Genomic DNA, 22,832 nt, shown 5'->3' on the forward strand with positions numbered 1-22,832 from the left:
GATTAATTCTACATCCTCAACGTCCATTTAAGGGGCTGATAATTGTTTGCTAGAATGTGCAGCGAAGCGGAACCGAGCAAACTGTTAGCAGTCCCACTTTAAATTCTTGTTATGTTTCGTTGGTTAACACTTCAGGTTTTAGCTTTTCAAGTTGCGAGCTAACTTGCCTATATTTCTGCTGATAATCTGCTGCATTTAAACAAGCTTCGGTGTAACCATCACTAACCTTATTTTCTTTACCCTCAAGCCACGCTTTAGATTTATCATGCTCTTTTTGCAATAGATCCGAGTAATGCTGTTTTAAGGTCAGGAGTGAATTTACACGTGAGATACCATTTGCTTTTTTAGCTTCTGACCAAGTCCACCTAGCATATAGTGCTGAGAGTAAAGCAACCAGAAAGGCACTAATTGCCATGTAATCTGAAAATTCCAAGTTAACCTCCATATCGACTCCGACCCAAAGAAACATAACAGCTTATTATACGGCTCGCCTGACAAAGTCGACCGCTTAAGTTATTGATTTATATCATCTTACATTAGATATCTTATTGATAAAGACAACAAACTCAACTTACAGAATCAAACAAACCTTGCTTGCTCTGAAAACTTGCAGCGTAGAAATAAGCCCTTAACGACCCGCTAGTGCTGATGCTGGAGCAATTTTAGTGGCTTTATAAGCTGGATAAATCGTCGCAAACAAGCTCATGACGAGTCCCATTGTGACCACTAATATCACATCTTGTTGTTGTAATTCAGACGGTAAAAAGTCGATAAAATAAATATCAGAAGCTAATAGCTGGATCCCAAAGGTTCGTTCAACAAAACTGGCTGTTGCGCTTAAGTTGGTTGCAAGCAGCACCCCAATACCAGCGCCAATGGTACAACCTAATAAACCGTTCAAGCCGCCTTGCATGATAAAAATCGCCATAACAGCGCCACGTTTTAAGCCCATGGTCATTAAAATTGCAATTTCAGCACTTTTATCTCTCACAGCCATCACTAAGGTAGACACGATATTAAAACAAGCCACTGCAATAACTAACGCCAGCACTAAGTACATCACCATGCGGACTAGTTGAATATCTTGATATAAATGCCCTTGTGAGCGAGTCCAGTTATTTAAGTGTAAATACTGACTTTGCGCATAGCCAAGATCGCGAGTAATTCTTGGCGCACTGAATACATTGTTAACGGTAATTCTAAGGCCGGTTGCTGAACCTTGGGGAATTTTTAATACGCTAGCAAGGTATGACATCGAAACATATGCCTGCGTCGATTCAATCTCGCCCCCTAAATCGTAAACCCCTGCCACAATAAATCGATGACTTTTAGCTGCTGACAATTTATTAGATTGGCTCATGTCCGGCGTATACATAGATAATGTATCGCCAACACTTAAGCCAAGCTTGTCTAATAGACTGCGACCTAAGACAATATTGTTTACTGGCTCAGCCAACGCATTCCAGGCAGCGGCCGGCATAAACTCTGCGAGTGTTGATACTTTTTGCTCAAATTCAGGTTCAATACCGTTAAGCTCAATACCTTGAAAACCACCCGGCTTTTGCACGAGTCCTTGCATCCGAATAAAAGGCGCTGTGGCGACGATTTCGGGCATATCTTTAGCTGTTTCTGCAATAGACTGCCAATCATGTAAAGGCTCATTCACACTGAGCAACTCGCCATGAGACACTACACCTAACAAACGTTGTTCAAGCTCTCGCTCAAAACCGTTCATGGCGGATAACACCAAAATAAGTACCGCAACACCCAGTGCGATACCCGCTGTGGAGGCAAATGAAATAAACCCAATGAAACCATTAGATTGTCTAGCCCGATAAAAACGCCAACCTATTGTGAGCGGCAGTAATGATTTCATTAACTATTATCCATCGCAGTTGACTCAGCTTTTGCAGCAAGAGGGTTATTAGCCCCCGTTAAAGACTGCAATACACCGTCTTTCATCGTTAGCTGTCTATCCATCTTTTCAGCCAGCTTATAATCATGAGTGACCACAACAAATGCAGTCCCTAATTGCTGAGCGAGTTCGCGAATAAGCAAATACACACTGTCGCCACTGTTAGCATCCAAATTACCCGTTGGCTCATCTGCAAGCACTAGCTTAGGCTTATTAATAAGCGCTCTAGCAATCGCGACGCGCTGACGCTCTCCGCCTGAAAGCTGCGCAGGGATATGCTGTAATCTATGCCCAAGGCCGACTCTTTCGAGTAATTCAGTCGCTTCTTTCAAGGTTTGCTTTTTATCTCGGCCTTGAATAAATGCTGGCATTGCCACATTTTCAAGTGCTGAGAACTCAGGTAACAAATGATGAAATTGGTAAATAAACCCTAAATCTTGATTACGTATTTCGGCCTGACGAGTGGCGTTTAATTGATAGAGATTTTCACCATCAAGCAAGACCTCGCCAGCGGTAGGAATATCCAATGTTCCCATGATATGCAATAAGGTACTTTTACCTGAACCAGAGCTACCAACAATGGCAAGTTGTTCGCCTTTATACACATTCAAATCAACATTAGTCAGCACTTTGGTGGTGGTTTCACCATCATGAAACTGTTTGCTTACGTTACTGACTTGCAATATCACTGAAGCTTCTTTTTTCATTATTCATATCTCAATGCGGTTGCTGGCTGAACGCGTGCAGCGGTTAATGCTGGGTAAATCGTGGCAATAAGCGTCATCGCCAAGGTGCCAACAACAATAATAGCGATTTGGGTAACCGAGATCTCGACCGGTAACATTTGCCCTGCTCCCAATACTGAAATGCCTAATACGCCCAAAATAATATTTAAATTTAAGGTGATGGTAACACCAGCCAGAGCCCCTAATCCCAGACCAATAATCGCATTAAGCGAGCCCTGCACAATAAAGATATTCATCACTGCCTGAGTGGTTAACCCTTGGGTTTTTAATACCGCCACATCAGTGGTTTTATCTATAACCATCATTACTAACGCTGACACAATGTTAAACGCTGCAACAGCGACAATCAGCGATAACATCAATGACATCATGTTTTTTTCCATTTTGACCGCAGCGAATAAATGGCCAAAACTTTCACGCCAATCTCGGGTTGTGATATCAATGTTCTGCTGTTTAAGTTCTGCGGCAATACTTTCACCCATTTGCGGCGCAGCGAACGGATCGGCCAAATACACTCTAAGCTCATTGATTTCATTTGGCTTTAATCGCATTAATCGTCTTGCGTCTGTGTAATGAATATAAGCTAACGCTGAATCGACTTGCGAGCCCATCTCAAATACACCCGCTACAGTAAATTTTCGCTGGCTTGGCACAGGACCGAGTGGCGAATACACCACGCCATCACCACTAAGTAGTCTGACTCTGTCACCGATATTGATGGATAACTTTCTCGCTAATTCACTGCCAAGTACAATATTGTAACTACCCGGTGTCAACTGCTCAAACGCACTGGAATAGGTATTAGCGATTATGGCCGACAAGTTTTGTTCATATTCTGGGAATACGCCATAAACTTGCACAGCACTGATATTCTGACTGGATTGCACCATGGCTTGAGTGGTTACAGTAGGTGCTAACCCATGCACTTGAGATTGGGCAGTTAATGATTGCGTCTGTTGCTGCCAATCACTAAAACCTGCGTCATTAACTAGGGTTAACTGCGGCACAGCACCTAGAATTCGCTCTTTGAGTTGCCCTTCTAGACCGTTCATCACTGAGCTAACAATAATCAGCGCAGCGACACCTAAAAAAATACCCGAAACAGCAAAAAAAGTAATGAAAGATGCAAAAGCATTGGCTTTTCTTGTGCGCCAATAGCGGTAACCTATAAACAGTGAAAACCGAAAATTCATAAAGGAAAGCACATCCCAAGTTTGTAAGGCGAATAAAACGGCATTATTTGTATATTGTTTAATATAAAACAGCAGTTTATTTACGCAAGCGGGTTAAAACTTGCTAAATGATAAAGATGGGCATGATAATAGGGGTATTAGTTTAATAAATAAAGAGGCAAACCTTGTTCACTGAATCTAATGCATACTTTACTGTGCCTCATCAATTCAATGTCTACCTAGAATCTTGGCCAGAATCCAAAGGTATTCCGACTGAAGCTGACTTGCGCTCAATGCAATCTGTAGGGTTGAAACTACTGTCTGAAGTTAAAGAGCTTGAAGCCAGTTGCCTTTTACAATTGAGAGGCTTAGACAATGATGCTAAGGCGGTTGTCGACTTTCTCAAACTTCAGTCTCGCAAAGTCGATTTAGTGTTACATCATGTGTTAGAAAAAGAAGTGCAAACGGGTGACAAGTTCCTGGGTTCTCACTTTGGCGGCAGTGGTATTAGCTTAACTTCAGACACTGCGTTAAATGTCGATGATTACTTTAAAACCTCAATCTATATCAGTAGCGAGTTAGTTGCCATTTTATGTTTATGCCAAGTAACCCAATGCCAGCGTATTGAAAACGAGTCACAAACTGGCTCATATAACATCAGTCTAGAATTCAGTCAAATACTGGATGCAGATGTCGAGCAACTGGTTAAAGCCAGCCTAAATGTTCAACAAAAGATGTTAAAGATGCGCAAGCAAAGCCGCCAACAAAGCGTTGAATAACGAATGTTCCTGCAACTTCGTTTTTGCTCGCATATAATAGCTGCCAGACATTTAAGGTAACGGGGAAAGCTTGCCTTAATTAACACCAGTTTGAAGGTTTTTAATATACTCAAACATCATCAAACTGGGTGAATCACACATTTAAAGAAGCCAACTTAATAATTCAATGAAGAATTTTAACGTTTTAACACCGCCTAGTGTCAAAAAAGGCCAGCAATTTCAGACATTATCAACCCTGGGGGGCGTCTCTCAAGCCGTCACTCTCGCAAGTTTAATTGCTCAACATCCTGGTACCAGTTTAATTGTCACCAGTGATACCCCGGGTGCATTACAACTTGAAGTTGAGCTAGCCTACTTGTTATCTCAGTCTGATGTGAATGTGTGTTTATTTCCCGATAGAGAAACCCTGCCTTATGACAGTTTTTCACCCCATCAGGATTTGATTTCCCAGCGATTAGAAACCTTAGCGCAAATGAGCCAAAGCCAACACAATGTCATTATTGTGCCGGTGAATACATTAATGGTGAAACTGCCGCCAAAATCGTTTTTAACCGCCAATGTGATGTTGCTGAAAAAAGGCGACACTTATAGCTTGCAGCAAGTTAGGCAACATCTTACCGATACTGGCTACTACTCAGTTGACCAAGTCTACGAGCACGGCGAGTTTGCCATTCGCGGCTCGATTATGGACATTTTCCTGACAGGATCTGATGAGCCACTGCGTATTGAATTGTTTGACGATGAAGTCGAGTCGATTCGCTATTTCGATGTTGATACCCAACGTTCGAAACAGGAAGTTGATGCAGTACGCATGTTACCCGCTAAAGAGTTTCCAACGGATGCTGCCGGTATCGAAGGCTTTAGACAACGCTACCGTCGCCGCTTCGAAGTCATTTCAAAAGAAGCCGAGTCAGTTTATCAGTTAGTCAGCCGCAACTTGATGCCAGCAGGGATAGAAAACTATCTGCCACTGTTTTTTGATGACTCAGCCAACTTGTTTGACTATTTACCTGCTGACACTCAGCTAATGACGTTGGGTGATATTGAGCAGGCAAGCCAACATCACTTAAATGAAATCAATGCGCGTTATGAAGACAGACGCGTTGATCCATTAAGACCGCTACTTGCCCCCCAAGAGCTGTATTTACTGATTGATGAACTGTTCGCGAATTTTAAAAACTACCAACGTTCACAGTTGGCATTAGGTACTGAAGACAATGCTAAAGCACAATCTGCCAATGTCTCAGCTCTACCTGACATCAATGCGAATCATAAATTAAAGCAGCCACTGATCAACCTGCAACAATACAGTGAAACTCATAAACAATTGGTATTTTGCGCCGAATCAGAAGGTCGACGCGAAGCACTTATCGAGCTATTAGCCAAGATAGGTATTAAACCGAAACTGTTTGACCACCTTGATGATTACCTTAACGCTAAAACCGCTAAAGACACGATTGGTCTTGTTGTATCGCCACTCTCACGAGGCTGTATTATTCATGACACGCCTAAAGGCGAAGTCAGTGTCATCTGTGAAACTGAATTATTTGGTCAACGTATTTCGCAGCAACGCCGCCGTGAAAAACAAAAACAAGTCAGCTCTGATGTTCTAGTTAAAAACCTCGCTGAACTCAAAGTCGGTGAACCTATTGTGCACTTGGAGCACGGCGTAGCCCTTTACAAAGGCTTAGTAACCCTTGATACCGGCGGCTTAGTCGCTGAATATTTACAGCTTGAATATACTGGCGGCGATAAGCTCTATGTACCTGTTTCATCACTGCATCTCATTAGCCGCTACAGTGTTGGCGCTGATGAAACGCCTAGCTTAAACAAGCTAGGAAACGAAACTTGGGCTAAAGCCAAGAAAAAAGCCATTGAAAAAATTCGAGATGTCGCAGCTGAGCTGTTAGATGTTTATGCCCGCAGACAAGCTCGACCTGGCGATGCGATGAAAATTGAAGCTGAGGAATATGCCCAGTTTGCCCAAGGTTTCCCATTTGAAGAAACCGTCGATCAAGAAACCGCTATTGAAGCTGTGTTAACTGACATGCAAACCCCAATGGCAATGGACAGATTAGTCTGTGGTGATGTGGGCTTTGGTAAAACCGAAGTGGCCATGCGCGCCGCATTTGTTGCCGTTAACGCAGGCAAGCAAGTGGTTGTGCTGGTGCCAACTACCCTACTTGCCCAGCAGCATTACGAAAACTTCAAAGACCGCTTTGCCGATTGGCCTGTAGTCATTGAAGTGATGTCACGTTTTCGCTCAGCCAAAGAACAGAACCAAGTATTACAACAGCTATCTGAAGGCAAAGTCGATATTGTCATCGGTACTCACAAATTACTTCAAGCTGAAGCTAATTTTGATAATTTAGGCTTATTGGTTATTGATGAAGAACATCGCTTTGGTGTACGTCAAAAAGAGAAAATTAAAGCCTTACGTGCCAATGTCGATATTCTCACATTAACCGCGACCCCAATCCCGCGTACCTTAAACATGGCCATGTCTGGCATGCGTGATTTATCAATCATTGCTACGCCACCAGCAAAACGTCTCGCAGTGAAAACCTTTGTGCGTGAGTATGATATTGCTACCGTCAGAGAAGCTATCTTGCGTGAAATATTGCGTGGTGGTCAGGTTTACTTCCTGCATAACAATGTTGAGACCATTGAAAAGTGTGCTCAAGACATTCGTGATTTATTGCCTGAGGCCCGTGTTGTTACCGCTCATGGCCAAATGCGCGAGCGTGAGCTTGAAAAAGTGATGTCAGAGTTTTATCACCAACGCTTTAATGTGTTGGTGTGTACCACCATCATTGAAACCGGTATTGATGTACCGAGCGCAAACACAATTATCATCGACCGTGCCGATAAGTTCGGCTTAGCGCAACTGCATCAATTACGTGGTCGTGTTGGCCGCTCACACCATCAGGCTTATGCGTATTTAATGACCCCGCACCCAAAACTAATGAGTGCTGATGCCCGTAAGCGCCTTGCTGCAATTGATGCCCTAGAAGATTTAGGTGCAGGTTTCATGCTAGCGACACAAGATTTAGAGATTCGCGGTGCAGGTGAACTGCTCGGTGATGAGCAAAGCGGTCATATTTCTAAAATTGGTTTTAGCTTATACATGGAAATGCTTGAATCAGCAGTGAAAGCGTTAAAAGAAGGTAAGGAGCCTTCACTCGCTTACATGCTTAATTCACAGTGTGAAGTTGATTTGCGTATCCCAGCATTGTTACCTGATGACTATGTCTCTGACGTTAATATGCGTTTATCTTTATATAAACGCATTGCCAATTGTGAAACCGAAAAAATGCTTGATGAACTTAAAGTTGAGTTTATCGACCGCTTTGGATTACTGCCTGATCCAACCCGTAACTTGATGGAGCTAACCTTATACAAACATCAAGCAACGGCGTTAGGCGCAAGTAAAATTGAGATGCATGCAAAAGGTGGCAGCATTGAATTTACTGACGATCATAAAATCGATCCTATGTTTATCATTGGTTTATTACAAAGTCAGCCACAAATTTATCGAATGGAAGGCTCAAATAAGTTAAAGTTCACTATGCCTGCAGAAACCAGTAAACAACGTCTAGACTTAATCAAGACTCTGCTAGAGCAATTAGCTAAACACCGTATTGGAGAAACTAAATAGTGCTGCGTAACTTTGCTATTTCCATTGCCGCTTTAACAGCGATGACTGCGTCGATTAATGCTCAAGCTAAATCTTGGTTTGAGGTTGAAGTCTTCGTATTTGAAAGACAGTCAAACAGTCTCGAGCAGTGGCAAGAAAACACTGCAACCCCTGCTAATCGCAAAAATATCGATTTAATCACGCCCATGATCAGTAATGATATTACTGGCGTTGCACTTGGGCTAACCGGTTGTACCTCAACCGACTGGACAAGTAGCGAAGTCGATTGCCAAGACCCTTTAGTTAGCGCCAACAAAACCACATTCCCAAGCCAAGTGCCGTTTTCGATTGCAGCTGAATCGCCGCAAGTGGCGTATTTAGGTGAAGGGCCGTTATTGTTAGCCGAGTCTCAAAGTGAATTTGCAGAAATAATCAGCACCGTCCGTCGAGAAAAAGACGTTCGTAGCTTACTGCACATCACTTGGCAACAAGATATGCAGTCACGTAATCGCGCTAAGCCAATTCGTATTTTTGCCGGTAAGGATTTTTCAGAGCAATTTGATTACGCCGGTAATCCAGTCGCTGAAGAAGTTGATGATGAATTTTCAACGTTTGATTTCACATCGTCATTTGGCAGCTTTGTTGATGAACCTCAAACCAAGCCAGTGTGGGAGCTTGACGGTAATATCAATATTTACTTAAGTCATTATTTGTTTATTGAAACTAAGTTGGCTTTACGCAAACCGATTCAAAAGCAAACCAATCAAAGTGACTATTATCAATACAGTGTTGATGCCAATGATGAAAAAGTCATGAGTCCATTTTTACAATCAATACCTATGGTGCAAAACCGCCGAGTAAGATCTGGTGAAGTACATTATTTTGATCACCCAAATATGGGGATTATTATGCAAATCAGAAAGATGGAACAACCTACTACGACAAAGCCAGCAGAGTTAGTACTTGAAGATGATTCACTGACTGAATTAAATGCTGAAGCTGTAACTGAATCGATGGCTTCTGGTATCAATTCGACTCAACGTCAGCTTAATTAATAGTGGTCTTGATTAAACGTTAGTAAGCCGCTTTAGCAAAAATTAGAACCGAATGGGTAGTATTGACAATACATCTCATTCGGTTTTTTTACATAAAAAAACAGCTAATCATTCGATTAGCTGTATAAAGCAAAAATTTGCATAATATGACATTGATATAAGTGAATTTAAGTCGCATGTTAAATTCACCTGTATCATTTTGTAACATACCCATATCATATTTGCTAACTATCAGGAGTTAACTGCTTAGCAATTAACCAACCAGCGATGTAGAATCACCTATTAGCCCTCTCACAATTCACGCTTACTCCAAAAAACTAGCTTAAGATTTGCTTGGCTAGCATTTGCGCTTTTTCCCAACGGTCAGTTGAACCAAGACCAATCATCACTTGCGCCATATCTGCTTTTAAGCCTTGAGCATTCGACGTTGGACCCTTTTCAGGCCATGAAAACTCTGACAGCAAGGTTTTAACACCTTCAGGATCGTTACATACCAAAATCATATCGCAGCCAGCCGATAAAGCGGCTTGGGCACGTCCCAAATAATCCCCTGCAAACGAGGCTCCTTTCATGCCTAAATCATCTGAAAAAATAACCCCGTCAAAGGCGAGTTCCTGACGTAATATGTCTTGCAGCCAATAAGACGAAAAGCCAGCAGGATTAGGATCAACCTGTTTATAAACCACATGAGCAGGCATCACACCATTCAATTGTTTTTTCGCCATCAGCTGCTTGAAAGGTTGCATATCAAAGTTAAAGATTTCATCTTTACTGCGATTATCTTCAGCCATTGCCACATGCGTATCCGCTTTCACGCTGCCATGGCCGGGAAAGTGTTTACCCACCGCAGCCATACCGGCTTGATTCATACCTTCAATAAAAGATTCAGCCAATAAACCCACTTCTTTAGGTTTAGCGCTAAAGCTGCGCTTACCAATAACATCGCTGACACCATTAACATCCAGAACTGGCGCAAAACTTAAATCAATATCGCAAGCGACCAATTCAATCGCCATTAAAAAGCCAAGCTCTCGACTCCAGCGCTGTGCTAATGCCATATCCCCTTTAGCTGCAGGTAAGATATCTCCCATCGCAGGTATCAGAGTAAACTCTTCTCTAAAGCGCTGCACACGCCCGCCTTCATGATCCACTGCTATCAATAAATCTGCACGAATTTCACGAACTGATTTTACTAACTCAATTAACTGCGCTTTATTAGAAAAATTGCGGGAAAATAATATAATTCCTCCCACCTGTTGATGCTGTAATAAAGCGGCTTCTTCCTCGCTGACACTCAGGCCAGCTAAATCCATCATTAAATAACTCACGCTAACTCCTATTATTGCCTTAACGTCACGGGCTTGATTGTCCATATTACAAAAAAGTCGCCACTGTGATCTGGGTTACAATTACTTCAACTAATCTGAAGTGCATCGCATAAAAAAATCTAATGAACGATCTAATAAAAAGTATGGGATACTCAATTAAATAACAGACGAAATTTGAAAACCGTCAGGCAAATACTGCTTTAAAATCTGTATGTAATATTGACTATTATGCAGAGAAATAGTGGCTAGAGATACAGTTTACCAAGAATTGTTAATCTGGTTTATAGCTGTGATATTCGCCGCGGTAAAATAATAAACGACTATAATAAAAACGACTGAGTATTAAGGTTGATAACAATGATTAGCGTATTTGATATGTTCAAAATCGGTATTGGGCCCTCAAGTTCCCATACTGTCGGACCAATGAAAGCGGGTAAGCTGTTTATGCAGCATTTAGCAAACCAAGGTTTGTTACAGAATACCGATGAATTACGTTCAGAACTGTTTGGCTCATTAGGCCAAACAGGTAAAGGTCATGGTACTGGTAAAGCGGTCATCCTTGGTCTTATGGGTGAAGACCCTGATACCGTCGATACTGATGCTATTGATAACATTCTTGAACAAGTATCCGCTAATCAAACACTGATACTCGCAGATGGTCGCTCAGTTAAATTTACTCGCGACAATGGTATTACCTATCATCGCCGTAAAAGTCTTCCTGCACATGCTAACGCCATGACGTTATATGCCTATAGCCAAGGCGAATGCATTTATGAACGTACTTACTACTCCGTTGGCGGTGGTTTCATTCTTGATGAAGATGAAATAACCCAAACCAATGCATCCCCTGCCACGCCGATAAAATCTGCGCCTTATGATTTTGACTCAGCCAGTCAATTGTTGGATCTGTGCTGTGATAATGGGTTAAGTATTTCATCGCTGATGATGGCAAATGAGTTAAGTATCGCCTCAGAAGATGATGTTAAACAGGGTTTGTGGGAAATTTGGCAAACCATGAAAGACTGTATTGAACGCGGTTATCAAAAAGAAGGCATGCTACCTGGCGGATTAAAGCTTCGCCGACGAGCTCCAGCGTTATATCGTCGCTTACAAGCTGAAGGCCGCAACAATATGGACCCATTAACCGCGATGGATTGGGTCGATTTATTCGCTTTATCAGTCAATGAGCAAAATGCTGCTGGTGATAGAGTGGTTACAGCACCAACCAATGGCGCAGCGGGAATTATTCCTGCCGTACTTTGCTATTACCATACCTTTGTTCAAGAAGTCGATATGGATGTTTGTTGTCGTTACTTATTAACTGCAGCAGCAATTGGTATTTTGTATAAGAAAAACGCATCTATTTCTGGCGCTGAAGTTGGCTGTCAGGGCGAAGTTGGCGTGGCATGCTCAATGGCCGCAGCAGCGCTCACTGAAATTATGGGTGGCACTGTCGAACATGTAGAAAATGCCGCTGAAATAGGCATGGAGCATAACTTAGGCTTAACCTGCGATCCTGTAGGAGGGCTAGTGCAAGTGCCTTGTATTGAACGTAACGCCATGGGTGCGGTTAAAGCGATTAATGCTTCACGAATGGCGCTTCGTGGTGACGGTAATCATAAAGTCAGTTTAGATAAAGTGATTAAAACCATGATGGATACCGGCAAAGATATGCGCAGCAAATACAAAGAAACTGCCAAAGGCGGTTTAGCGGTGAATATTGTCGAGTGTTAATGAGATAATATTTTCTCACTGATATAGTTGATGAATAATAGTTGATGAATAAAAGAGGCTTAACAGCCTCTTTTTTAAAGCTTAAATCTTCCTCTCACTTTTTTCCCTGCGAAAGAAACTCTAATCCAAGCCTTACAGATTTACCTTGAATCATTTCCGGCGCTATTCCCTATATTTTTTACTTCACCTTTGCTTCTCAACTAACTAGTGATACTTTACGCTAAATAGTCAACTTTATTGAATGATTGAAACAGGAGTTTCAGGAAATATTTATGGATAAATTATCAGACAAAAGTAGTTACTTAGTGATTACCGCAATTACCCTTCTTGGATTAGTTTATAACATCATCGATAAGGATATTATTGGTTCTACCATTTTTTTAGTGCTGGTTATCGCCATCGCTTCAACTGCAGTTATCAAAAAAGTCATTAATGCTAAAAGTCCAAAATAATCAATTCTATAAATAAAAACAAATTAAAAAATTCAGTTGTTACTAACAGGAATTGATTGAAATGGATTTTAAAAACGTTTTCAAAGCTGACTCAGTCGTTAAAACACTCCTACTTTGTGTATTAACCATTGGGGGATATTTTATTTATAAGCTTTATCAATTCTCAACTCAGATAAACAACAATACCCAGCTAGAAATATCATCTACATTTATGGCTATTACAATAGCTTTATTTACCATGTCATTGAACAGCCTGATTTACGCCATTATCAATTTACATGATCCTCTGATACTGAAAGGCTCCATTGGTATTCATGTCATCTCAACAATTTTTGATATGGTATGGATATTTATGGTTCGTAATAGAATTAACTGTCTATCAGCTTCGAACAAAGGCGACCGACTTTGGTTAGACCCAATATTTACCTCGTTTTTTCATGTTATTTATATGCAACATACGATAAACCAAGGCCTATCTAATCCTGCTAACTTGATACCTGATTAACTTAAGAGTCACTCTTTAATATGAAAGGAGCGTTCAACTTTATCGTAAATCTTGCTTGATCATTATGTTCTATACTAGCCATTAGATAACATGCTCACGGCTAAAAGAGGTGTTAAGTGCCAATACAAACAACTGAATTCATTGCTTTAGATTTCGACGTGCCAACAATATTCATCACCCGAAATTTCTACTTTAGAATGCTCGAACCAAGTGTGGCTAAACAAGATTACGACGCTGTAATGTCAAGCATTAAGCGTTTAAGGTATCTTTTTGGCCCAAGTTCCGTTTGGCCACAAAACACCATGACACTCGAAGAAAACACCGCTAGCTTGAAAGTCCATCAGCAAGAATTTAACTCAAGAACAGCATTTGCCTATTCGGTGTTTGATAAGTCAAATACTCGCTGTCTTGGGTCTGTGTACATTGATCCAAGTCAATCACCAAATTATCACTGCGAAGTTTATTTCTGGATTAGGGATGATAATGTTTATTTAGAAGACCATCTTTATGACACGATTAATCATTGGCTCAAAAATAGCTGGCCGTTTACCAAAATAGTATTTCCTGGGAGAAGTGTAGAGTGGAAATCATGGTCTAAAGAAATAAACCATAACCGATAAGTACATACATTCAATGAGCCCAAATAATAACAACTCAACCATTCACAGCTCGATAATGTTCAGTTCAACAATGCAACAACAGTTCATGCTGCGAGCATTAGCAATATCACATAAGGCTTTGCCAAAATGTCAGCCAAACCCGCCTGTTGGTTGTGTACTAGTAACAAATAATGAGATTGTCGCCGAAGGTTTCACGCAGGAGATTGGTCATAATCACGCAGAAATAGAAGCTCTGAAAGCATACTCTAGCGATATGTCTGATTCTATTGTAGACGCTATGTCAGATGTCATTGCTTATGTCACCCTTGAGCCTTGCGCGTTTATTGGTCGCACTCCTGCATGCGCTAATGCCATTATTGAGTCAGGAATAAAGCACGTCATAGTCGCAATGTTAGATCCTGATGCTAGAAATAGCGGTAAAGGGATCAGTATCCTCGAAAAAGCCGGCATTACTGTTGAAGTCGGATTATGTCATCAGCAAGTAAGCCGTTTTTTATCGCCTTATTTAAATAAATCATACCCGCTTTCATAAAGGCCAATATTCATTACCCGCCCAGCTTTTTTACGCTCACAATTTAGCCCTTCTCAAGATGATTTTTAAGCCAAAGTATGTTTGTATGAATTAACAGCAAATCGATTTTTTAATTAAGTTAATAATTTAGCCAAAGGGTTAGTAATGAAAAATATTATCTGCGATATTGATGGCGTTTTACTGCATGACAACAAACTCATTCCTGGAAGTGATACTTTTATCCATAGAGTACTAGAACAAGGTAATCCGCTCGTTATTCTTACCAACTACCCTGTACAGACGGGGAAAGATCTGCAAAATCGACTTGGCGCAGCTGGAATTAATGTACCTGAAAGCTGTTTTTATACCTCTGCAATGGCAACTGCGGATTTCTTAAAGCACCAACAAGGTAATAAAGCCTATGTTATCGGTGAAGGTGCCCTAACCCATGAGCTCTATAATGCGGGCTTTACCATTACAGACATCAACCCTGACTTTGTTATTGTGGGTGAAACTCGTTCATTTAACTGGGACATGATCCATAAAGCCTCTGGATTTATTGCCAATGGCGCGCGTTTTATTGCAACAAACCCTGATACTCACGGCCCAGCATACAGCCCAGCTTGCGGCGCATTGTGTTCTCCGATTGAGCGGATAACAGGTAAAAAGCCATTTTATGTTGGCAAACCAAGCTCGTGGATCATACGTTCAGCGTTAAACCATATTAAAGGCCATTCAGAAAATACCGTGATTATTGGTGACAATATGCGCACTGATATTTTGGCAGGTTTCCAAGCTGGACTTGAAACAATTCTGGTCACTAGCGGCGTCAGCCAAATGGGCGATATTGATAAAGAACCTTTCAGACCCAACCACGTTTTTAAATGTGCTGGCGATATTGATGTTGTCTAAAGTATTAACTTTGCTGGAACATGGCAACTAAATCTAATTTAATATAACGAGTTTTAAGAGTATGTCAGTAAGGTTTTATGTTGTGATGCTCTTTAAAAACCATCTAAATCAGTAGAATCTGCTACATCTTCATTCGGTTAACATTAGGTAACATAATTTCAAGCTTATGCTCTTGTTTGCTGCATAAGCTTGATACATCATGCGTTGATAGCATTAGGCTAGTTGCCCGAAAATACTTAGTGTACATAACTAATCATTTTATCGTTTATAGACCTCTAGTAATAAGCTTATAGAAACGAACATGCAGTCAATGCATTGTGATTCTAATACCATAATGTTCCAATAATACTTAAAAATAACAATAGGATGACCTATGAAACACTTGCTCCCTTTTTGCGCATTAGCGTTATTAAGCGCCTGCAGCCCTCAAAGTGCTGATGAGCAAACCTCTGCACCTTCAACAATCAACAGTGCTTCAGCTGCCCCAAGCCAAGTCACTTTTGATGAAGCACGTTTTAGAAAAGATATTAAAACCCTTTCTTCAGATGAGTTTGAAGGCCGCGCCCCGACCACTAAAGGCGAAAAACTCACATTAGATTATTTATCTGCAGCCTTTAAAGAAATGGGCTTAGATACGACTTATCAAGACAGTTACTTACAACCCGTGCCTATGGTGAGTTACACCGCTAGTGAGTCACAACAAATTAGCTTAGCTGGCATGACCATGGAAAACCGTAAGGATATTGTCCTAGGTACACGCCATGATAAAGGTGGCGTAGACATCAATAATGCACCATTAGTCTTTGTAGGGTACGGCATTAACGCACCTGAATATCAATGGAATGACTACCAAGACATAGACATGAAAGGGAAAATCGCGGTGATCATGGTCAATGACCCTGGGTTTGCTCACCCTGAGTCAGATAAATTTAATGGCAAAGCGATGACTTACTATGGTCGCTGGAGCTATAAATTTGAAGAAGCTAGCCGACAAGGCGCGTTAGGCGCAATCATCATTCATGACACCGCGCCAGCATCTTACCCTTGGTCGGTGGTAGAAAATAGCTGGACTGGCGCTCAACAAGATTTAGTTTTCAGTAAAGAAGTACAAGATCAACGTATCGCGGTAGAAGGCTGGATGACGTTAGATAGTGCGACCGCCATATTCAAAACAGCGGGTTTTGAACTAACAAACCTCATGGCTCGCGCATCAGACAGTGCTATAAACCTAGACTTGAAACAAACAGCAGACATCGCTTTCACTAGCGAAGCTGAGTACGCCGATAGTTACAATGTCGTCGCTACTCTACCCGGTAAAAACGCCGCAGCTGAACATATATTATTTACCGCTCATTGGGACCATATTGGCATCGATTTGACCAAAGATGGCGATAATATTTATAACGGTGCATTAGATAATGCATCAGGCACCGCTGGGATACTAGAAATCGCTCGCCAGTTTGCTAAGCAAGCACAGCAAGGTAATAGGTTAAACCGTTCAGTGACCTTTATTGCGACTACAGGCGAAGAACAAGGTCTATTAGGTTCACGCTATTACGCTGCCAACCCAATTTATCCAATAGACAAAACAGTTGCCGTATTTAATCTTGATAGCACCAATGTGTATGGTAAAACCCAAGATTACACTATTGTAGGTAAAGGCCAGTCGGAGCTTGAAGCCTATTTAATTGATGTCGCTAAAGGCCAAAATAGAACAGCAACCCGTGAGCGTAACCCTGCATCAGGTGGTTTTTTCCGCTCTGATCATTTCAGTTTTGCAAAACTTGGCGTGCCGGCAGTGTTTGCAGGCGGTGGTAGTGTGCCTCTAGATGATACAACCGCACAGTATAAACAAGCGATGCAAGCACAAATGAAAGGGTGTTATCACAACGTTTGTGATCATTACCGAGCTGACTGGGATTTATCAGGCGCAATACAAGATTTAGCCGTTTACTATCAAGCTGCTGAAACATTAGCCAATAATGGGGATTGGCCTGGTTATTACAAAGGCTCCGAATTTAACAGTTTGCGCCCTGCTAAAGATTAAACTACGAAAGTTTCATCCCTGAAGCCTAAAATCCCTTGTGATAATGTTCACAAGGGATTTTTTGTTTAAATTTACGTCAAATAAATACATATTTTAATCTTTAGAATTTATCTCTCTCTGATTCAATATTCTCAAATCGAAATGGCGATTTCAGAGAGTAAAATCAATATTCCTCAATAATATCGTTACAAGTTTAACCGATCCTCAAAACGACAACGCAAAAACAAAGATTAATCACACCCAAAACCACCTTTTGCTGAGAATAATTTAAAAATCAGCGTTGAACATTGTGAAAAATGCTGTCAAAGTGAATCCCAGATAAAGATTATTACGATTCGAAGTACGATTTCTGGAGCCACATTATGTGTTCAATTTTTTCAATTTTAGATATTCAATCAGACGCTAAAGAATTGCGTCAAGTGGCTTTAGAAATGTCGAAGCTATTACGTCACCGTGGACCAGATTGGTCTGGTGTATATGCAGATGATAAAGCGATTCTGGCTCATGAGCGCCTTGCCATTGTTGACGTTGATCACGGAGCTCAGCCATTAATCAGCGAAGATGACAGTATCGTTTTAGCAGTGAATGGTGAAATTTATAACCATAAACAACTTAAAGAAGAGTTAGGTGAAAAGTACCGATACAAAACCAACTCAGACTGTGAAGTCATCTTAGCTTTATACCAAGAATACGGTGTAGACTTTCTCGACAAGCTAAACGGTATTTTTGCTTTCGTTCTATACGATAAAACAAAAGATGCCTTTTTAATTGGTCGTGATCACATGGGGATTATTCCCCTTTACTCTGGTCGTGACAGCTTAGGAAACTACTACATTGCCTCTGAAATGAAAGCACTGATGCCAGTATGTAAAACAGTTGAAGAATTTAAACCTGGTCATTATCACTACTCTAAAGATGCTGATTTAACTCAATACTATCAGCGTGATTGGCGTGACTACGATGCAGTTAAAGATAACCCTGCTAGCAAAGAAGAGTTACGTGATGCCCTAGAAGCTGCAGTAAAACGTCAGTTGATGTCTGATGTGCCGTACGGGGTATTATTATCAGGCGGTTTAGATTCATCCGTTATTTCAGCGATTACGCAAACCTTTGCTAAACGTCGTATTGAAAATGACAGTGAAACAGATGCATGGTGGCCACAACTGCATTCATTTGCCGTAGGTTTAGAAGGCGCACCAGACTTAATTGCAGCGAAAAAAGTTGCTGACGATATTGGTACGATTCACCATGAAATCCACTTCACTTTCCAAGAAGGTTTAGATGCGATTAAAGAAGTGATTTATCACTTAGAAACTTATGATGTTACGACCATTCGTGCTGCCACACCGATGTATTTAATGGCCCGTAAAATTAAAGCCATGGGGATCAAAATGGTATTGTCAGGCGAAGGCGCTGACGAACTATTTGGTGGTTATTTGTATTTCCATAAAGCGCCAAATGCTCAAGCATTCCATGAAGAATTAGTCCGTAAGTTAGATAAATTACATTTATTTGATTGCCTACGAGCTAACAAAGCCATGGCAGCATGGGGACTTGAAGCCCGTGTTCCATTCTTAGATAAAGAGTTCATGGATGTAGCGATGCGCATCAACCCTGAAGCGAAAATGTCTAAAGATGGCCGTATTGAGAAAAACATCTTACGTGAAGCCTTTGAACACGCCCTCCCACATGAAGTGGTATGGCGTCAAAAAGAGCAGTTTAGTGATGGTGTTGGTTACTCATGGATTGATGGCTTGAAAGACATTGCTGCTGAACAAGTAGATGATTTACAACTGGCCAATGCTAAATTTAGATTCCCATATAACACTCCGGAATCGAAAGAAGCCTATTATTACCGCAGTTTCTTTGAAGAGTTTTTCCCACTTGAATCTGCAGCTGAAACAGTACCCGGTGGTAAAACGGTGGCTTGTTCGACTCCAGAAGCACTTCTTTGGGATAAAAGCTTACAAGGCATTAACGACCCATCAGGACGTGCCGTTAAAAACGTCCATGACAGTGCTTATTAAGTTTTACACATAAAAAACCATAATAGCTAACCATCTGACTTGGTGGTTAGTTAAATATTTGAATTATCCAAAGAAGAATACGTTACCCTGCATTAGCTAAAATTCATTTCCCTTAGATTAATCAATTACATCATCTTAAAGTCACTATGCCTTGACCTTAGTTTTGAATTAATACAAAGTAATATAAATAAAGGATTTAAAATTATATTTTTATAGTCGACAGGGAGTTCGCTAAAAAATGAAAAACAAAGGTATCGTATCGATAGTAATCATTATATCTATTGGGACTATTGTAATGTTTAATCACTTTAGCAAACAAAGTGAGCCCCTAGTAAATGACAAAAAAGAAAAAACCTTTACCACTCCGAAAAACTTCTCCGAACAGATCGAAACCAAAGTGACAATGCAGGATGATAAGGCTAACGTCATAAAAAATGCTGAACCTGAAATAATACTATCAGAATCAGAGGTTATTGATTTATTGTCACAATGCGGTGTTGATACAGAAAAATTAAATGCTCCTTTTGGTAACTCGAAATCAGTTATAGATGGGCTAGAAAAATCAACTTTAGCTGAGGATAAATTGGGTTTTGCGCTATTTTCAAGCCCTAAGGAAGGTTCTAGGTTAGACAACCTTTATCAATTTAGTTTAAATAATCCTGAGGAACCAGTATCTCGTATAAGCCTTATCGGTGAGTGTGCAACTAATTCAAATAACTCAATATGCAATGAATACTTGATCGACAGTACATCGGAAACGGTTAAAAAAGATGGCGCTTTTTGGTTAGCAGCTACAGCTTACTTTATATCCCAAAAAAATGATGCTCAAATATATGAAGCTATCACCAATTTAGACGAAAGTACTTTTTTTTCTAACAACTATGCCAAGCGAATCAAGCTATTTACACAAATAATGGAGAATAACCAATTCGGCCACTTTGGCTCGAATTTAATTACAGCTATAGGAGTGGAAGCAGCTACCATCCCTGATTTATTGTTACTTATAGCAACTTGGTGTAACAATGAAAATAATGATGTTAAAACGTCAAATGCCTGCCTAACCGTTGGAAGAAACATAGTTGAAAGACCAACGACTTTCTCGAATCAGGCTTTCGGGTACTCAATACTCAAAAACACATATCAAAATGAAAACAACGAAAAAGCAGCAGAAGAAATACAAAGGCAAATCAACAAATTCAGATCAGATCAATTTATTAGTTTACCCCCTTATGCAAATTTAATTATGCTAGTTGATGAAGAATTCGCCAGAAATTGGCTAAATAACCAAGAAGTTTTAGGTGAAAGTGAAGCTCAAAAAAAACTCATAGTAGATTTAAAACAATTAGTGAATACTGAAAAATATTATCCCTGCAGAGTTCTATTTTCCCCAAAGCTCAACATAAAGGTTTAAAAATATTCTGAAATGAAACTTGCTTATTCCTCCCCTCTCTGAATGCTACTGTAAGAGAAGCTTACAAGGCATTAACGACCCATCAGGACGTGCCGTTAAAAACGTCCATGACAGTGCTTACTAATTGTTATAAATAGCCTATTATTAAAAAAAGCCATCGACTGTCGATGGCTTTTTTAGTATTGTTTTTATACTAAATTTTCAATGCTAGTTTAACAATTAGTTATAAACTCAATATTTAAAGGATTAAATAATGTCAGTTAATGCCACTTTAATTGGGCAATTAGTCATGGTACTTTGGTTACCATTTACGATTTTTATTACTTGGAGCAGTTATAAATTAGGGAGTAAAAAAACGTCTTCAACTAAACTAGCCACTGCGATTGGATTTTTACTCGCATTCTTTCCTCCTTTAGCACTAATTTATATTGCAGTTTTGGTCATGATTAAAGATAATTTGCCTTTAAAACCTGTAAGTTGATTCCTCCAATCTTAAAATCACTGTTCCTACTAATTTTTAAAGGTTTGTCATGTCTGATGTCACCATATTCCATTTAGAGATGTTACAACCAACGCAGTTACAAGCCAAAACGGATGCTAAAGGGTTAACAGTGACTAAAGCACTGGTACCACAATACGAATTTAATCGTTTTCTATATCAATTTGTTGGCTCGGCGTGGGAATGGACAGATAAGTTAGGATGGACTGATAAGCAATGGCAGCAATACAGTGAAGACAGCCAACTTCACTTATATGTCGCCTATTTTGACGGTTCTCCAGCTGGTTACTTTGAGCTGCAACAGCAAGAAAATAATAACGTCGAGATTATGTATTTTGGGCTTGGTGTACGCTTTATTGGTAAAGGCATGGGTGGGTATTTGCTTAGCCAAGCGATAGAACAAGCTTGGTTACTCGATAACACCGAGCGTGTTTCAGTGCACACTTGCTCGCTGGATCACCCTAGTGCGTTGAAAAATTACCAAGCTCGAGGGTTTTCATTATTCAAGACAGAAATTGAAGCGTAACTGTTACAGTCAGTTAATGAAATAAATGGCCTACTGTGTAACGCCCTGACATTGTCGACGCTTTTTTGCTTGAGCGGCTCTCATTGCGAGAACCGTTAAGTGGGCATTTTTATCATCAACACTCATTTTGTGCCAAGCTAAAATTTCTTGATGAGTTCTATGACAGCCCAAACAGATATCTTGTTGATCAAGGCAGCAATTCCCCACACAGGGTGAACGAGGTTCATTCGGACCAGACTGCATATTCATTCCCATTAATATCTGCAAAATGAAATCGTTTACCACCAGGGAAACTGAACACAGGTTTAAGGATTACGCCACCAGCAGCCAATATTTTCCGCTCACTGGTTTCAAGACATTGGCTGTATAACACTATCAACGGGCAGCCACTTTTCAAATTGAAGCTCTGCTCCTCTTGGTAAAATCCGCCATCAATACCTACATCCAAAAAGCAGCTGTATTCAGGGCCATAATCCTTAAAATGCCAACCAAACACTTCAGTAAAAAACGTTTTGGTTTTTACTAAATCTTTAACAGGTATTTCTAAGTAATTAATTTTATGATGTTGGGACATAAGTAACCTCTTAAATTAGGTTGAATAGGTTAGCCTATAATGACACGTATCTATATTCAAAATAGAGGAATAATTAGGGGATGTCGAACTTTGGCAGTAAAAGTCCCTAACTCAGATAACAAATAAGTAAGTAACAAAACTTTGATATAAGAAACTAAAACAAGGTCTTAGGTAAGAGTTTAGACAAGGGCTTAAACAAAATCTTAAACAAGATCTTATTTAAGCCCTTATCACTTGTTCGAGTGCAGATTAAATTCGGCTAATGACCTGCTGCAATAAAAAATCAGTATAGAAAACAGTTATTAAAAACTGACATAAAAACGTTTTATAGCGAGTGTTATAGCCTATATAACCCACGCAACTAGTCACTTAATTAGTCACT

At 40.3% G+C, this 22,832-nt stretch carries 21 protein-coding genes; 14 read left to right on the top strand and 7 right to left on the bottom strand.

The genetic code is table 11. The features are described from left to right. Positions 1-109: 109 nt before the first annotated feature. The 4 genes from BCU84_RS13155 to BCU84_RS13170 all read right to left on the bottom strand — a co-directional run bounded on the left by BCU84_RS13155 (position 110) and on the right by BCU84_RS13170 (position 3,854). On the bottom strand, positions 110-445 hold the full coding sequence (locus BCU84_RS13155) for a hypothetical protein (RefSeq protein WP_102528539.1): 336 nt from the start codon (positions 443-445) through the stop codon (positions 110-112). Between the two features lie 183 nt (positions 446-628). After that, positions 629-1,876 carry a lipoprotein-releasing ABC transporter permease subunit LolE gene (lolE, locus tag BCU84_RS13160; protein ID WP_102528540.1) on the bottom strand — a complete coding sequence of 416 codons (1,248 nt, stop codon included), beginning with the start codon at positions 1,874-1,876 and terminating at the stop codon, positions 629-631. After that, positions 1,876-2,622 carry a lipoprotein-releasing ABC transporter ATP-binding protein LolD gene (lolD, locus tag BCU84_RS13165; protein ID WP_102528541.1) on the bottom strand — a complete coding sequence of 249 codons (747 nt, stop codon included), beginning with the start codon at positions 2,620-2,622 and terminating at the stop codon, positions 1,876-1,878. Before lolD ends, lolE begins: the two co-directional genes overlap by 1 nt. Further along, complete coding sequence (locus BCU84_RS13170) at positions 2,622-3,854, bottom strand: lipoprotein-releasing ABC transporter permease subunit (RefSeq protein ID WP_102528542.1); 1,233 nt, start codon at positions 3,852-3,854, stop codon at positions 2,622-2,624. The genes lolD and BCU84_RS13170 overlap by 1 nt, the downstream gene beginning before the upstream one ends. Before the next feature lie 164 nt (positions 3,855-4,018). On the opposite strand from BCU84_RS13170, the gene BCU84_RS13175 reads away from it, so the two are divergent. From BCU84_RS13175 to BCU84_RS13185, 3 genes are all read left to right on the top strand, one after another. Further along, entirely contained in the window at positions 4,019-4,612 is a 594-nt protein-coding gene (locus BCU84_RS13175; protein ID WP_102528543.1) for a hypothetical protein, read from the top strand. Positions 4,613-4,778: 166 nt separating this feature from the next. Further along, entirely contained in the window at positions 4,779-8,270 is a 3,492-nt protein-coding gene (mfd, locus tag BCU84_RS13180) for a transcription-repair coupling factor (protein ID WP_102528544.1), read from the top strand. Then, positions 8,270-9,304: a peptidoglycan binding protein CsiV gene (locus BCU84_RS13185; protein ID WP_102528545.1), complete on the top strand. Its 1,035-nt coding sequence runs from the start codon at positions 8,270-8,272 to the stop codon at positions 9,302-9,304. Before mfd ends, BCU84_RS13185 begins: the two co-directional genes overlap by 1 nt. A 317-nt stretch (positions 9,305-9,621) precedes the next feature. Here the strand turns inward: BCU84_RS13185 and nagZ are convergent, their stop codons facing one another. Next, positions 9,622-10,632, bottom strand: coding sequence for a beta-N-acetylhexosaminidase (gene nagZ / locus BCU84_RS13190; RefSeq protein WP_102528546.1), 1,011 nt, complete (start codon positions 10,630-10,632; stop codon positions 9,622-9,624). 357 nt (positions 10,633-10,989) lie between these two features. On the opposite strand from nagZ, the gene BCU84_RS13195 reads away from it, so the two are divergent. The 11 genes from BCU84_RS13195 to BCU84_RS13245 all read left to right on the top strand — a co-directional run bounded on the left by BCU84_RS13195 (position 10,990) and on the right by BCU84_RS13245 (position 21,876). Then, the gene (locus tag BCU84_RS13195) at positions 10,990-12,366 is read left to right on the top strand and encodes an L-serine ammonia-lyase (protein WP_102528547.1); all 1,377 of its coding nucleotides are present in this window, start codon (positions 10,990-10,992) and stop codon (positions 12,364-12,366) included. Positions 12,367-12,638: 272 nt separating this feature from the next. Continuing rightward, positions 12,639-12,818 (top strand): hypothetical protein, encoded by a 180-nt coding sequence (locus BCU84_RS13200; RefSeq protein ID WP_102528548.1) that lies wholly within the window; start codon positions 12,639-12,641, stop codon positions 12,816-12,818. A gap of 61 nt (positions 12,819-12,879) precedes the next feature. Then, positions 12,880-13,323, top strand: a complete 444-nt coding sequence (locus BCU84_RS13205; protein ID WP_102528549.1) for a hypothetical protein — start codon at positions 12,880-12,882, stop codon at positions 13,321-13,323. Between the two features lie 116 nt (positions 13,324-13,439). Beyond that, positions 13,440-13,943, top strand: a complete 504-nt coding sequence (locus BCU84_RS13210) for a hypothetical protein (RefSeq protein ID WP_241906433.1) — start codon at positions 13,440-13,442, stop codon at positions 13,941-13,943. A gap of 55 nt (positions 13,944-13,998) precedes the next feature. Continuing rightward, positions 13,999-14,475: a bifunctional diaminohydroxyphosphoribosylaminopyrimidine deaminase/5-amino-6-(5-phosphoribosylamino)uracil reductase RibD gene (locus tag BCU84_RS13215; RefSeq protein WP_241906434.1), complete on the top strand. Its 477-nt coding sequence runs from the start codon at positions 13,999-14,001 to the stop codon at positions 14,473-14,475. A gap of 144 nt (positions 14,476-14,619) precedes the next feature. Then, complete coding sequence (locus tag BCU84_RS13220; RefSeq protein WP_102528550.1) at positions 14,620-15,366, top strand: HAD-IIA family hydrolase; 747 nt, start codon at positions 14,620-14,622, stop codon at positions 15,364-15,366. Positions 15,367-15,739: 373 nt separating this feature from the next. Beyond that, complete coding sequence (locus tag BCU84_RS13225; protein WP_102528551.1) at positions 15,740-17,413, top strand: M28 family metallopeptidase; 1,674 nt, start codon at positions 15,740-15,742, stop codon at positions 17,411-17,413. 362 nt (positions 17,414-17,775) lie between these two features. Continuing rightward, positions 17,776-19,440, top strand: a complete 1,665-nt coding sequence (gene asnB, locus BCU84_RS13230; protein ID WP_102528552.1) for an asparagine synthase B — start codon at positions 17,776-17,778, stop codon at positions 19,438-19,440. A 238-nt stretch (positions 19,441-19,678) separates the two neighbouring features. Further along, a complete protein-coding gene (locus BCU84_RS13235; RefSeq protein WP_102528553.1) occupies positions 19,679-20,851 on the top strand; it encodes a hypothetical protein in 1,173 nt (390 codons plus the stop codon). Positions 20,852-21,104: 253 nt separating this feature from the next. Further along, positions 21,105-21,332 carry a hypothetical protein gene (locus tag BCU84_RS13240; protein WP_102528554.1) on the top strand — a complete coding sequence of 76 codons (228 nt, stop codon included), beginning with the start codon at positions 21,105-21,107 and terminating at the stop codon, positions 21,330-21,332. A gap of 49 nt (positions 21,333-21,381) precedes the next feature. Then, positions 21,382-21,876 (top strand): GNAT family N-acetyltransferase, encoded by a 495-nt coding sequence (locus BCU84_RS13245; RefSeq protein WP_102528555.1) that lies wholly within the window; start codon positions 21,382-21,384, stop codon positions 21,874-21,876. A 30-nt stretch (positions 21,877-21,906) separates the two neighbouring features. Here BCU84_RS13245 and BCU84_RS13250 read toward each other — a convergent pair whose 3' ends face one another. Together BCU84_RS13250 and BCU84_RS13255 are read right to left on the bottom strand one after the other, a co-directional pair. After that, positions 21,907-22,125 (bottom strand): DUF1289 domain-containing protein, encoded by a 219-nt coding sequence (locus BCU84_RS13250; RefSeq protein ID WP_102528556.1) that lies wholly within the window; start codon positions 22,123-22,125, stop codon positions 21,907-21,909. Further along, positions 22,100-22,450 carry a VOC family protein gene (locus BCU84_RS13255; RefSeq protein ID WP_102528557.1) on the bottom strand — a complete coding sequence of 117 codons (351 nt, stop codon included), beginning with the start codon at positions 22,448-22,450 and terminating at the stop codon, positions 22,100-22,102. Before BCU84_RS13255 ends, BCU84_RS13250 begins: the two co-directional genes overlap by 26 nt. Positions 22,451-22,832: the final 382 nt, after the last annotated feature.

This window comes from Shewanella sp. 10N.286.51.B7 (assembly GCF_002873615.1).
Classification (GTDB): domain Bacteria; phylum Pseudomonadota; class Gammaproteobacteria; order Enterobacterales; family Shewanellaceae; genus Shewanella; species Shewanella electrodiphila.